Origin of the sequence: uncultured Ruminococcus sp., from assembly GCF_947301925.1 — a bacterium.
Lineage (GTDB): Bacteria > Bacillota > Clostridia > Oscillospirales > Ruminococcaceae > Ruminococcus.
In genome coordinates this window covers 53,200-67,660 of record NZ_CAMYUE010000010.1, presented here as the reverse complement: position 1 = coordinate 67,660, position 14,461 = coordinate 53,200, and the positions used below count along the sequence as shown (strand labels likewise).

Sequence of the window (14,461 nt, the reverse complement as noted above, 5' to 3'; positions counted from 1 at the left end):
CCTTTTCCTTATCTTTATAACGTCAGTGAAACATAGAAGGTGTTATACCCGTTTTCACTTTCGGCCCATATTTTTCCGTTATGCTCCCTGATTATACTGTCGGCGATAGAAAGACCGAGCCCGTAGCTTTGTCCGTCGTTCCTTGCCTGATCCACACGGTAGAAGCGCTTGAAGATATTCTCGCAATCCTCCTTTGAAAGGGGAGTTCCGAGCCCCGACACCGACAGGATACATTCCGAGCTGTGACGTTTCAGAGCTACGGTGACTTTATCGGCAGGGTCGGAATACTTCAGTGCATTATCAAGCAGAATATTTACTACCTGTCTCAGCTTGTCCTTGTTGCCTCTGACCTTGATATCATTGTCGATATCCGCCGAGAGCTCCATATCGTTCTCATAAAACAGCGGCTCGAAGGGGAGCATACTGTCGTTTACCAGCTTGCTGAGGTCAACCTCATCAAGCTTTATCTGAGCTCTGTTGTTATCGAGCCTTGCCAGCTCAAGCAGGCTCTCCACCAGTCCTCTCATACGCTTTGACGTTGAGAGGATATTTTTTGTAAAGCCGTCCCTGTCCTTTTCGGAATAGCTTTTATCGCTGAGCATTTCCGCATTTGTCATTATTACGGTCAGGGGAGTTTTCAGCTCGTGGGAGGCGTCCGCTATGAACTGCTTCTGCTCGTTCCATGTTTTTTCCACAGGCTTTGTGACCCATTTTGCAAGGATAAGGCTTATCAGGAAGAATATGACATATCCGATAAGACCGATTATTACTGAGTTGCGGATAAGCCCGTTTATCATGGCCTTTTCGCTGGAAATATCCGCAAAAACGATGGTTTTCATGCGGCCGTTATCGTTCTTCATGTATCTCAGGTCATATTCGGAGAGCACGCCCGTTTCCTTTGACCTTTCATTGACAGCGTCAACGAGCCTGCGAAGCATATCCTTGTCCGTCAGGTCAAAATAGTCTCCGCCGAATGCTGTCAGCTCGCCGTCCTCTGAGATATTGACCGTGAAAAAAGGCAGACGTATATTTTCAGGCATATTGTCAGGCTTGTTCATGGGGGCTGCGGCAGGCGGACGGAATGCCATTCCCCGCATCATCTGAACGCTCTCACGCTGGATATTCTGCTTTGTAAGGTGCAGCACAAGGCCGAATATTACAATGAACAGAACGGTGACGATACTCATTATCACCGCAATGAATTTTATCCTCAGCCGTTTCAGCATGACTCATCACACTCCAGATGATAGCCTAAGCGCCGCATTGCTTCGATACGGACGTTTGAGCCGATACTTAGCAGCTTCTTGCGCAGGAAGCTCACATAGGCTTCCACATGGTTCTCCACTGCATTTGAATCATAGCCCCAGACCTTTGTCAGCAGGGCTTCCTTTGAGATATGATTTGTTCCCGAGGTCATGAGGATACGCATGACTTCAAACTCTCTTGCGGAAAGTCTTATATTGTTCTCGCCGCAGATAAGAGAGGCCGATTCCATATCAAGCCTTGTGTTGCCGAATTCGAGCTCGTTGACCTGCGAACCCTGTCGGCGGAGAAGGGCGTTGACGCAGGCAAGAAGCTCCCTTGCGTCAAAGGGCTTGGTGAGGTAGTAGTCCGCACCTGCGTCGAGCCCCTGTACCTTGTCCTCAACGTCAGATCTGGCCGTCAGCATAAGGATAGGCGTGGTATTCCTCTTTTCGCGTATATACTTTGCCACCTGATAGCCGTTCTTCTTTGGCAGCATGATATCGAGTATAATGAGGTCGTAGATATTCAGCATAGCGTACTGCTCGCCGCTTTCGCCGTCGTAGACAGCCTCTGCTTCAAAGCCCTTTGACTGAAGCATTAGTTTAAGCGAATCGGCAAGCACCTTTTCGTCCTCTATGATAAGTATTTTCATATGTGATGCCCCTTTCGTCACATAGTATATATTTACGGAACGCCGAGAGCGCTGCTTCCTATATTGATTATAATACATCTTTTTGCTGAATACAAGCTGAAAAAAAGAATAACCGCCATGTTTTCACACATTTTTCATTTTGGTTTTACAGCCTTCACACTTGTTTTCAGCTTCAATTCAGCGTTCACAGTTATAATTAAAGCATAGGATACAGCGCACGCAGGCTGACTTTCCCTTCTTTGGTCTGTGTGCGTGCCTATGACAAGGAAAAGAGGTGAAACTATGAATTTCAGACATGAGATAAAGCATGAGATCAACTACTCTGACATGATAACCATACGCCACAGGCTCAGCGCTGTTGCGTATCACGATCCCCATGCCACTGACGGAAAATACTTCATCCGCAGCCTTTACTTCGATAACCATGCCGATAAGGCCCTCATGGAAAAGGTAAACGGTATGAGCAGGAGAGAGAAATTCCGTATCAGATACTATAACGGTGATACTTCGGTCATTCATCTTGAAAAGAAAAGCAAGACAGGCTGCCTCGGCAATAAGCAGAGCGCACCTCTGACAGCTCAGCAGGCTCAGAGCATAGTTGACGGTGATACCGGGTGGATGATGGATTCGCAGTATCCTCTTGTGCGTGAGCTCTACTCAAAGATGAGGTCTGAGGGCATAGCTCCGAAAACCATAGTGGACTACACAAGAGAGCCCTTCATCTATCCCGCAGGAAACGTCCGCGTTACCATTGACTACAATGTGCGTAGCGGCATGAGATGTACGGATTTCCTGAACCCGGACTGTGTTACAGTTCCCGTTTCGGATTCTATCATACTTGAGGTCAAGTGGGACGGCTTTCTGCCCGATATCATCAGAGATGCAGTCTCCCTTTCAGACAGGCGCGAGGGAGCGTTCTCAAAATATGCAGCCTGTAGAATTTACGGATAAAAAGGAGTTTTTACTATGAGTTTCAATGATATTTTCAAATCCAATTTTATTGAGAACGTGACCAGCGTCAGCATTCTTGATATGGCGATAGCCCTTCTTCTTGCTTTCGGTCTGGGAATGTTAATCTTCCTGGTCTACAAAAAGACCTATTCGGGAGTTATGTACTCCTCAAGCTTCGGCACGACTCTCGTTGCGCTTACCATGATAACCACCGTGGTAATACTGGCAGTTACCAGCAATGTTGTTCTTTCCCTCGGTATGGTAGGTGCGCTTTCTATCGTCCGTTTCCGTACAGCCATAAAGGAACCGCTGGATATTGCATTTCTGTTCTGGTCCATAGCAGTAGGTATCGTACTTGCCGCAGGAATGATCCCCCTTGCAGTTATCGGCAGCGTTATCATCGGCGTTATCCTGCTTGTATTCGTCAACCGCAAGGCTCATAAGAATCCGTACATCGTTGTGGTGCGCTGTGACGGCCATGACAGCGAAGCCAAGGCAAAGGCCTTCCTGGACGGCAAGACCGAGAGATGCGTTGTCAAGAGCAAGACCGCTCAGAAGGGCTCTGTAGAGCTGAATATGGAGATACGCCTCAAGGACGACAACACCGATTTTGTCAATACCCTTGCAGATATGGAAGGCGTCAGCAGCGCAGTTCTCGTAAGCTACAACGGCGACTACATGGGATAAGGGTGTGATATAATGTCAGCACATAAAAACATAGACAGGATCTGCGTAGTGATAGCTGCTATCACGCTTGTCATAGCCTTTATCTTCTGCAACGGGCAGGTGCTGGGAGTTAAGACCGCAGCCCATGCCATCGGCTATGAGAACAGGCTGTTCGACCACTCAAAGGTCCATACCATAGATATAGTCATGAATGACTGGGACGGCTTCATAGAGGGCTGCGAGAGCGAGGAATACTCGGCCTGCAATCTTGTCATTGACGGCGAAGCTGTAAATAATGTCGGTATCAGGGCTAAGGGCAATACATCGCTGAGCTCCGTCAAGAATATGGACAGTGACCGCTACAGCTTCAAGATAGAGTTCGACCAGTACGAAAACGGCAAGACCTATCACGGGCTTGACAAGCTGTGCCTGAACAATATCATTCAGGACAACACCTACATGAAGGACTACCTTGCGTATACGCTGATGTATGATTTCGGCGTGGACGCTCCTCTTTGCAGTTACGCCTATATCACGGTCAACGGCGAGGACTGGGGACTGTATCTTGCTGTGGAGGCTATCGAGGAGTCCTTCCTTGAAAGGAATTACGGCAGCAATTACGGCGACCTCTACAAGCCCGACGCTATGAGCTTCGGAGGCGGCCGCGGAAACGGCAAAGACTTTAGTATGGGGAATTTTATGAATAAAGAGAGCGAAGAAAAAGACAGCTCTGACAGCAGTGACACAGTTCCGGATTTCGGCGGCGGAATGCCCGACTTCGGTGATATGCCCGATTTCGGAGGAGAAATGCCGCAGTTCGATCCCGGGAATATGCCGGAGGATTTCGGAGACTTCGACCCTTCAAAGGCCTTCGGCGGCGGTGAAGGCAAGGGCGGCTTTGGCGGCTTCGGAATGGGCAGCGATGATGTTAAGCTGAAGTATACCGACGACGAGATCGACAGCTATTCAAACATCTTCAATAATGCAAAAACTCCTGTTGACAAAGCGGACAAGAAGCGCCTGATAAATTTACTGAAGGCTCTTTCAGAGCAGTCCGACCTTGAAAGCACAGTCGATGTTGAGGAGGTCATCAGATATTTTGTAGTTCATGATTTTCTTGTCAACGGCGACAGCTATACAGGCCAGATGATACACAACTACTACCTCTATGAGGAGAACGGACAGCTCTCCATGATACCCTGGGACTACAATCTCGCTTACGGTTCATTTATGGGCGGCAACGCTTCATCTTCCGTTAATTCTCCAATTGATACGCCTGTATCGGGCGGCATGAGCGACCGTCCCATGATATCCTGGATATTCGATAATGAAGAGTATACAGAGCAGTATCATCAGCTTTTCAGAGAGTTCCTTGACAGTGTGGACTTTGAGAAGCTTGCAGCCGATACGGCAGAGCTTATCGACAGTTACGTTGAAAAGGATCCCACAAAGTTCTGCACCTACAACGAGTTCAAAACAGGTGTTGAAGCTATCAGCAGGTTCTGCACTCTCCGTGCAGAGAGCGTCAGCGGACAGCTGGAGGGTACTATCCCGTCAACAACGGAAGGCCAGAAGGCTGACAGCTCTGCTCTTATTGACGCAGACGGACTGAACACCTCCGATATGGGCTCTATGGGCGGCGGAATGGGCGGTTTCGGCGGCGGTCAGAAAGGCGGCTCCGACAGAACTGGAAAACCAGATAAGTCTGATAGATCGGACGAAACTGATAATGATAAGAGTATGCAGAAGCTTAAAAACACTTCGCTGTCACTTAAAAAGTCCAGCAATATAAAGCTCCTGAAAATCGAGGAAAGACCTGATTCCGGCAGTGGTTCCTCAAAGGGAGCAGGCGGCGAAAGACCTGATTTCGGCGGTCAGCCTCCACAGGACTTCGGCGGAGAGATGCCCGAGGGCTTTGATCCCGGGAATATGCCTGATTTCGGCGGCGGAATGCCCGAAGGGTTCGATCCCGGCAATATGCCAGAGGATTTCGACCCTGAGAATATGCCCGGGGGCTTATCTCCTTTCGGCGGAGGCGGAAAGACAGATGAAGATACCGCTGATGAGGACGATGATACCGAAGCTGCGGAAAAACCTGCCGGATCCGAAGAAGCTGTATCATCGGACGGCGATGCAGCTCCGCAAAACAAACCAAAGGGCGGCGAAAGACCTGATATGGCAGGCTTTTCTCCTATGAACGACGCCCCACAGCAGGACAATAAAGCTGCGTATATATTACTTGGCGTGTCTGCACTCGTTCTGCTTATGGGTTTAGGATTTGCTGCTAAATTCAGAAGATAATGCTTTTAAAAAACAGGCAGATACCTCGTTTGAAGTGTCTGCCTGTTCTGCTTTTTTCTGATATCGGATGTAATATTTTACGGTGCGAAGGAATAAAGGGTGTTATGATAGCTGTACTGTAAGATAATGCGTTTTTCATTTGATAAAAAGCTCCACAGGATCCTGTGGAGCTTTTACGGTTTATTTATCAGCAGTCTTCTTTCCTGCGCAGAACGCCTGAAGCAAATACTGCTGCTGCGCCGAGGAGCAGCATAATACCTGCGGCTGCGGCTGCTGCGGCAGTGCCGATATCATTATTTCCTGTCTGCGGGAGATCCACCGCGTTGCCGTTTTCATCGCTGCCTTTACCGGTGAAGCGGTCGATCGTGTACTCTGAACCGTCGTCAAATCTGATAACAACTGTTCCGTTATCGAAGCTTTCTGTTCCGGATACCTTTGCTTTTTTGCCGGTCTTTTTGCTGTGATCGGCTGCTGCCATATCTGCAAGCTTTTTATCGCTGTAGAAGGAGCTTTTCTCAATCGGCTTTTCGCCTATGTAATTCAGCGACTCGATCTTGTCAAAGGATATCATCAGCGAGAGCTCCGTATCAGAGACAGGCATTACGGTAGCTGTTTCGGTATTATCGCCTGAGATGAGCTCCACTGCCTGTGTGCCGATCCAGTTATACTTCATGGTATCTTCGGAACCGTCCTCGGTATTGGTAACTGTGATATTGCCGCTGCCGTCAGAGCTGTAGTATTTCAGACTGTCTCCGCTTCGGCAGCTCCAGAGGCCGGAAGTAAAGAGGTCCTTTATCTCGGGAAGGACAGTGATGTCAATTTCATTTTTATATTGATCGTATGCCTTTCCGCCAAGGGGATCGGCTGTTATACTCTGTCCGTCGGAGAAGTATATGCTGTATCTGCCGTTCATTTCAAACGACGCGAACATGATACTCGGACACCTGCCCATGATACGCTCGCAGTAGTCTGAGGCCATTCTTTCAAGCTGAGATGTAGTATACACCATGACATCTTCAGTATGATCAGAGTCATATGCAAGGTCATACCTGCTTCCGTCGTCCAATGTCACCGAGAATTCCGCGAAGCTGTCGTATGAGAGGATTACGGACATTTCATCGTCCGAGCCCTTGCTGCAGATGACAACGCCGTCGCCGTATTCTGCTGTGCCTTCCCATTCTATACCGTCCTCTGCGGAGTATACAACGGCTGTACCGTCTTCCTTGAAGATGACATAATAATGCTTAGGACTGAGAGCGGGATCATAGGATACGCGGTATACACCGTTTCTGATATATTCAAATCGTACGGACTTACCGTCAGGATCCACTGCGGTATTCTCAAATCTGTCAAAACCGGTATATTCTGCGATCATGCTGCCGTTCTTATCCAGAAGTCGCACGATGCCCATTCCGTTTTCATCGTATGCTGTCTCGGCTGATGCAGCCTTGATGCTGCTGTGGGCATTGTGGTATTCGATTACGATCGCTTCCATTTCGGGAGTCGTGATGTAACTGAAGCCGTCAAAGCCGTCGGCAGCTGCATAGAAAAGCTTCTCGGTAACGCCGTTATCCCATGCGATCTCCGCATTCTGCTTATCTGTAAATGAGATCTTACCTGTACGGGTCTCGGATGATGTTCCGTCAAAGATCTCCATAGTAACGGTATCGCCGTTCTGTTCAAGGGAGAAGCTCTTTTCGGGAGCGCCGCTCTGGTAGCGGATATTACCTGCATTGTTATTGGTGAGATTGTAGTAAACGTCGTTTTCTCCGCCGTTCTTTGCCCACCATAATCCAGATTTCAGATGTGAGATATCACGGCCGTCCGACATGATCTCCGTAGAGTTGAACGCCTTGTCGACAGCTGCTACAACATACTCGTCGAGGTCGGTAACGTCGTATGTGACGGAGATACTGCCGTCCTCATTCTGATATCTGTATGCAGGAAGGATATCCGAGAAGTTATATGAATCAATGATGTTCTGTTCGTATGTATCTGCGGTACCCATGATAGCGTTGATAACGAGGGAATCGGATCTTATCGGGTTATTATAACCTGATAACGGCACATAAACAGCGTTGGACAGTAGCCTGAAGTCATTTATCTCTGTGAGCTGCGGGCTTTCTGCCGTATATTCTCCTGCGATACCGCCGCTGCCTCTGCCCATGAGGTAGATACCGTCAAGATTCTTATCGCCGGAAGTGATCTCCAGCAGTTTTCTGCCGTTTTCTTCCTTCGGGCTGAGCTCCAGTGCGGGAGAAGTCTTATCGAGTATGACGGGGAACTCATAGGTCTGAGGCTCGTTTTCGGCGCCTTCATAGTAGATATAGGCTTCCAGCACGCCCTTGTATGTACCTTCGGGACGATCTTCGATCTTTGCTTCCGATATATTCATCATGGGCATATATGCGATTTCAGATATTTCATCTTCGGGTGTTTCGCTGATGAGGTTGTTGTCGCTGTCGTAGATCTTTATGCCTGTAATATGTGCGGATCTGAGCAGGGAATAGATTATTCCGATCTGCTCTGACAATCCGTCTCCGTTGGGAGAAAGGTATATTCTTTCATCGGAACAGTCTGCGAGAGTCTCTGTGTATTCATCATCAAAGAACGAATTGATGCTGAAGGGTTCCATCATTACGATATCAGCGTCTTCCGGGGAGAGCCTTCCGAACAGGCGGGACAGAGCTTCGGCAGTTCCTGCAAAAGAACTTGACGCGTCAAGTGTGCCTTCACCCGATATGGTATAAATGGTGTACGGTTCGAGGTACTTTGTACCGTTGTGGAAGATGGGCACCTTTGCCCAGTCTCCGTAGAAGCCCATGACCGGGATCGAGATGTCGCAGCAGTTTTCTGCGCCGCTTAGGATCAGATATCCCTCAACGAAGAAGCCGTTGGGGAATACAGAGCTGTGTGCTTCAAGGTCGTCAGCCGAAAGCTGCGCATTGATCGTCACTGTGCGGCTCTCCTGTGCATTGGCATTCAGCAGAGCTGAAAGGTCTGCCGTGACGCCGATATTGCTTGCGCCGCTGATAGACATCTGTTCCTTTCCGTCCTCCTCGGTGAGAGCTCCGTCCTCTGCTGTCAGTACCAGCTTTGCCTCTGTGAATTCAACGTCCTCGTCGGTGAAGTTGTTGATATCGACATCGAAGCTGAGCTGATCTGTTATCTTATCCTTCAGCTCGACCTTTGCAAGGCCGCCCTCGCCTGTGAGTATGACCCTGTCATTCAGGGCGTTCTTCATATTCACAAGTCCTGCGCCCTGACGTCTGGGACTCTCGTATACATCGTCATTTGAGAAAAGCACGGCTGAATTCATCATAAGATTCTTGATGAATGCCGACTTTTCAGCACCCGTGAGTTCTGTGCCGTTCTTTCTGAGATACTGATCGAATACTGCGATACAGCCTGCAACATAGGGCGAAGCCATTGAAGTGCCGTCCAGCTGCTTCAGCTTGTTATCATATGCGGCAGATGTTACAGAACCGCCAATACCTGCGATATCAGGCTTGAGCGTAAGGTCTCCCGCAGGTCCGAAGGAGCTGAATTCGCTGATGCCTCCGTCAAGGGGAGTAACGACGCTCAATGTGCTGTCTGTGCGTATCCTGCCTGATACTGCTTCTTTCATTTTGTTTCCGTCATTCAATGAAATAAACGCAGCGGGCAGGTCAATGCCATCCATTCCCATTGTTATGAGGCTGTCTTCCTCAATGTCATCGCATACGATCATGGCTATAGCTCCTGCCTGTTCGGCGAACGTCGCCTTTTCCGTGAAGTGCAGTACACCTCTGTCGACCAGGGCGATCTTTCCTTCAAGCTCCTTGCCCTCATAATCCTCGGGCATACCGAGTCCGCAGTACACATATTCGTATACGCCGTCGCTCAGGATATCGTACAGCGGAAAGTTATTGCCGTCACGGAAGGGGATCTCGTCGTCAAGTCCTTCAATAAGGAAACAGGGCTCATGGCAGAAGGAGTTGTTCGCGGAAGCGACGCACAGAGCGTCCCTGAATGCAGAGGGCTCGCCGATGGTATGGGTATCGGGCGATGATGTGTCTATGTCAAAAAAAGCTCCTCCGCCTGTAAGGTTATTGCAGTCGTTGCCTGCTGCTGCGACTACTATGATACCTGCATTGTTGAGTGCAGTTATGGTATCCTTGTACGGGATACTGTCAAGATCGGGCTCGGGACTTCCGAGACTGAGATTTATAACGTCTGCTTTGAGCTTTGCAGCGTCTTCCATTGCCGCAAGGAGGGTATCGGACTCAACAGTGCTCATATATATACCGCTCATTTCGTCAACGGCGATACGTTCAAACACCTTCATCATTATGATCTGGGCGTCTCTTGCGATACCGGAGAGTTCAGAGCCTTCATCATCGCTTATCATATTTCCGGCCGCAATACCTGAAACGTGGGTGCCGTGGTAATCCTCAGGCTCATAGTAATCATAGGGAGTATCATCGGAATAATCTATAACATACGGCAGCTTACTGCTGATATAGGCCTTTTCAGGATCGATCCGTACGTTAAGATCATCTGATACGGCTATGATATCGTCCTTTGTGAGCTTGTTTTCCTTATCGTCGATAGGAGCGAACATACTATGAGATATGTCAAATTCCGAATCGATCACAGCGATGACCTCGCCCTCGCCGAAATAGCCTGTTGTCTCGCCGAAATAGCCTGCCTCTGCGAGATCGGGTGCGGTGTAGAGCTCGGGTTTCATAACGTTCACAGTCTCTGTTTTCGTTACACCTTTTACCCACCGGCAGGATCTTGCATCGTTCAGAAGGCTTTCAGGCAGCTCGCAGGAAAAGCCGTTCATGAGCACATCATAGCGGTAGTCTATTTCGAGATCGGGATAGAGGTTACGGAGAGAGGCTTCCGCTTCGCTGCTGATCTGACGGAGAGCTGCGGTCTTTGCTTCTGCTTCGGCAGTATCGAGATAATCAGTTCCCAGTTTTGCAGCTTCTTCTCCTGCAAGCACAGCGTCTCCGTTCAGACTGATAATGACAGGAACGAGCTTTTCTGCCTGCGCTGCATCATATTCAGCCGCTGCCAGTGCGGAAGCGAGTCCGCAGTTCATTACAGCGGAGCCCGAGAGCACCGCAGCAGTAGTCATGCTGAGTAAATGGCGTGTGAATTTCTTCATTTTTTCATCGACCCTTTCTGATTGGTATTTGGACATAAAGCGCTTAAAATGTACATTTTGAGTTTCTTTGTCTTTTGTGTGGAATGAATACCTCTATTTCCAACACACCTGATAGGGTAATATTTTTGCATATTTTTTTCAGAAAGCCATAGTTTTGTAATGTTGCATATATATGATGTGCAATTATTGTATGTTTTACCCAACTTGCTTAGCTTCTGTCAGTATACTCCTTAACGGCATAAAAGATCCCCTTTGAGTTTTCACACTTTTGTGTGTCTGCTCTAAGGGGATCATATCAAGATGTCCTGTGCGTTTTTAACCGGTGGTAACTGCTGCGGAAACAGAAAGCAGGCTTTGAACTGCGTCAAATATCCTGTGGGCTACATACGGGTCGTTCATGGTATAAAGGTGGATACCGTCCGCGCCTTCGGCTATGAGATCAGTGATCTGATCTATGGCGTAGGCGATACCTGCGTCACGCAGAGCGGTTTCGTTATGCTCGTATTTTTCAAGTACACGGACGAATTTCTTTGGCAGCTCAACTCCGCACAGCTTCACCATACGCTGTATCTGCCGCTTGTTGGTCACAGGCATTATTCCTGCTTCTATGGGTACATCTATCCCTGCGATACAAGTCTTTTCGCGGAAGTCATAGAAATAGTCGTTGTCAAGGAAAAGCTGAGTGATAAGGTGATCCGCACCGCAGTCAACCTTGTACTTCAGCCATTTCAGATCATCCACCGCATTTCTGCTTTCAGGGTGGACTTCGGGGTAGCAGGCAGCGATGATGTTGAAGTCGTAGTTCTCCCTGATAAATGTGATGAGATCGCTTGCATGGCGGAGGTCGCCGCCTGCTTCCGCACCGTCAGTCCTGTCGCCGCGGAGCGCAAGGATATTTTCTATGCCCGCTTCCTGCATACGGTCAAGTATCTCCCTTGCCTGAGCTTTTGTCAGGCCGATACAGGGCATATGAGCGACGCTCTCCACGCCGTATCTGTTCTGTATGTCGGAAGCTATCCGTATAGTCTTGCAGCCGTTCTTTCCGCCGCCTGCACCGTATGTCACGCTGATAAAATCAGGCTTTATATCGGAAAGCTGTTCAAGGGTCTGATATATCACTCTCTCGTCCGCGTCAGGTCTGGGAGGGAAGACCTCCAGCGAAAAAACAGTTTTCTGTTCAAATAGCTCAGCAGTTTTCATTTCGCACCTCTATTGCTGCGTTCACAAGATTTTTAAGGCTTGGAACAGTTTCTTCATTTCCTCTGGTCTTGAGTCCGCAGTCAGGATTTATCCACAGCTTTTTGGCAGGTATGCGCTCAAGCATCTTCTTGATCGCTGCCTTTATCTCTTCCTTTGACGGAACTCGCGGTGAATGTATATCGTATACGCCCGGACCTACTTCGGTGCGGAAATCGTTCTCCTTCAGCACGTCAAGTATAGTCAGATCGGACCGAGACGCCTCAAATGTGATGACGTCGGCGTCCATATCGTCGATATCTCTGATTATATCGGCAAATTCACTGTAGCACATATGAGTGTGTATCTGTGTTTCGGGCTTTACGCCGCTGTGTACGTATCTGAACGCAGGAATGGCCCAGTCAAGATAATCCGAGCGCCAGTCAGACTTCCTGAGAGGCAGCTTTTCACGGAGCGCAGCCTCGTCCACCTGAATGATACTGATGCCGTTTGCTTCAAGATCAAGGACCTCCTCGCGGATAGCAAGAGCTATCTGCAATGCGCTCTCCCTGAGTGAAATATCCTCGCGGGGGAACGACCAGTTCAGAATAGTTACGGGCCCCGTGAGCATACCCTTCATCGGCTTATCCGTCAGGGTCTGAGCGTATACCGACCACTTTACGGTCATGGGCTTTGCACGGGAGATATCTCCCCAAATAACAGGCGGTTTTACGCAGCGTGTGCCATAGGACTGCACCCATGCCTTTTCCGTGAAGATATAGCCGTCAAGGCATTCGCCGAAGTATTCCACCATGTCGTTGCGTTCAAATTCGCCGTGAACGAGAACGTCAAGTCCGATATCCTCCTGCAAGGCAACGCACTCTGCGATCTTCTTTTCGATGAAGAATTCATAATCGCTTTCGGATATCTCACCGCTGCGGAATGCCTTTCTCTTTGCCTTTACATCGGCTGTCTGAGGGAACGAACCAATTGTTGTGGCAGGTAAGACGGGCAGTCTGAAGCGCTCCTTCTGAATGCGCTCGCGCTCTGAAAAATCGGGGAAACGTACAAAATCCCCATCTGTCAGCTTTGTCACCTTTTCTCTTACGGCGTCGTTCCTGCCTGAACGGGTCTCGCTGTGAAGCGCCGAATTGCGGCGGTATTCTTCGGTCAGAAGAGGGTACTCCGAATCGGTTATCTTCTTCAGCCCGGCAAGCTCCGCCAGCTTTTCCTCTGCATAGGCGAAGTGCTTTTTATAGCTTTCCGCCAGCTTTGTCTCGTTTGCAAGAGTACAGGGAACGTGCAGGAGAGAGCAGGATGTGCTGAGTACTATGTCCGTGGTATGCTTTTTCAGCTCATCTATGACAAGGAGAGTTGAGGCATAGTTGTTGCGCCAGATATTCTTGCCGTTCACAACACCTGCGAACAGTACCTTATCCTTCGGGAAGCCGTTTGCGTTTATCAGTTCAAGAGTTTTTTTGCCCTCAACAAAATCAAGTCCGATACCGTCAAAGTCAAGAGAGCAGAGCTCCTTGAAGCAGTCGCGTACATCGCCGAAATATGTCTGTGCAAGGACCTTTACAGCGCCTCTGTCTGGCAGTATCCTTTCATAAAGTGCAGAGAAGAGCTGTATGTCCGCGGCGTTCATGTCCATGACCAGCGACGGTTCGTCAAGCTGGACCCATTCCGCTCCGAGTTCGCTGAACCTTTTCAGAAGCTGGGAATATGCAGCAGCAGTCTGCTCAATGAAATCCGACGCCTTTTTTGTGCCCTTGTATCTTGCCAGCTTCAGGAAGGTATATGCGCCGATGATGACGGGCTTTGTCTTCACGCTGCTGCCGAGAGCTTCACTGAACAGGTCAAAGGGCTTTGTGCCAGCAAGGCGGATATCTGTATCGTCATCGATCTCGGGCACCATGTAGTGATAGTTCGTATTGTACCATTTCTTCATTGCAAGGGCCTTGACATCGCCGTTTTTGCCCTGATAGCCCCTTGCGGCTGCGAAATATGTATCAAGCTCCGAAAGGCCGAGGAAGGTGTATCTTGCAGGTACGGCGTTCAGGAGAAAAGCCGTATCCAGCATACCGTCATAGAATGAAAAGTCGTTTGAGGGGATAAGATCGAGACCGCTGTTTTTCTGTAAGGACAGATTGTATGAGCGTATCTCTTTTGCAGTTTTTTCAAGCTCTTCTGCGGTTATCTCTCTGCGGAAGTATTTCTCGCTTGCGAATTTGAGTTCACGAAGATTTCCTATTCTCGGGTATCCGATGATTGATGTGTTCATTGCCTGTTCCTCCGGTATGATTTATTGCAAG

The 14,461-nt window shown here is 48.9% G+C and carries 8 protein-coding genes; 3 read left to right on the top strand and 5 right to left on the bottom strand.

Annotated features, from left to right (window positions below; genetic code table 11):
- Nucleotides 1-14: 14 nt before the first annotated feature.
- Together Q0Y65_RS11375 and Q0Y65_RS11370 are read right to left on the bottom strand one after the other, a co-directional pair.
- Entirely contained in the window at nucleotides 15-1,226 is a 1,212-nt protein-coding gene (locus tag Q0Y65_RS11375) for a cell wall metabolism sensor histidine kinase WalK (protein WP_297959847.1), read from the bottom strand.
- Nucleotides 1,220-1,897, bottom strand: coding sequence for a response regulator transcription factor (locus Q0Y65_RS11370; RefSeq protein WP_297959845.1), 678 nt, complete (start codon nucleotides 1,895-1,897; stop codon nucleotides 1,220-1,222). Before Q0Y65_RS11370 ends, Q0Y65_RS11375 begins: the two co-directional genes overlap by 7 nt.
- Nucleotides 1,898-2,179: 282 nt before the next feature.
- On the opposite strand from Q0Y65_RS11370, the gene Q0Y65_RS11365 reads away from it, so the two are divergent.
- The 3 genes from Q0Y65_RS11365 to Q0Y65_RS11355 are packed head-to-tail and all read left to right on the top strand — an operon-like array spanning nucleotide 2,180 to nucleotide 5,815.
- On the top strand, nucleotides 2,180-2,848 hold the full coding sequence (locus Q0Y65_RS11365; protein ID WP_297959843.1) for a polyphosphate polymerase domain-containing protein: 669 nt from the start codon (nucleotides 2,180-2,182) through the stop codon (nucleotides 2,846-2,848).
- Between the two features lie 15 nt (nucleotides 2,849-2,863).
- Nucleotides 2,864-3,535 (top strand): DUF4956 domain-containing protein, encoded by a 672-nt coding sequence (locus Q0Y65_RS11360; protein WP_297959841.1) that lies wholly within the window; start codon nucleotides 2,864-2,866, stop codon nucleotides 3,533-3,535.
- 12 nt (nucleotides 3,536-3,547) lie between these two features.
- Entirely contained in the window at nucleotides 3,548-5,815 is a 2,268-nt protein-coding gene (locus Q0Y65_RS11355; RefSeq protein ID WP_297959839.1) for a CotH kinase family protein, read from the top strand.
- Between the two features lie 187 nt (nucleotides 5,816-6,002).
- Here the strand turns inward: Q0Y65_RS11355 and Q0Y65_RS11350 are convergent, their stop codons facing one another.
- From Q0Y65_RS11350 to metE, 3 genes are all read right to left on the bottom strand, one after another.
- A complete protein-coding gene (locus tag Q0Y65_RS11350; protein WP_297959837.1) occupies nucleotides 6,003-10,970 on the bottom strand; it encodes a S8 family serine peptidase in 4,968 nt (1,655 codons plus the stop codon).
- A gap of 315 nt (nucleotides 10,971-11,285) precedes the next feature.
- The gene (gene metF, locus Q0Y65_RS11345) at nucleotides 11,286-12,170 is read right to left on the bottom strand and encodes a methylenetetrahydrofolate reductase [NAD(P)H] (protein WP_297959835.1); all 885 of its coding nucleotides are present in this window, start codon (nucleotides 12,168-12,170) and stop codon (nucleotides 11,286-11,288) included.
- On the bottom strand, nucleotides 12,157-14,430 hold the full coding sequence (gene metE / locus Q0Y65_RS11340; protein WP_297959833.1) for a 5-methyltetrahydropteroyltriglutamate--homocysteine S-methyltransferase: 2,274 nt from the start codon (nucleotides 14,428-14,430) through the stop codon (nucleotides 12,157-12,159). Before metE ends, metF begins: the two co-directional genes overlap by 14 nt.
- Nucleotides 14,431-14,461 lie beyond the last annotated feature (31 nt).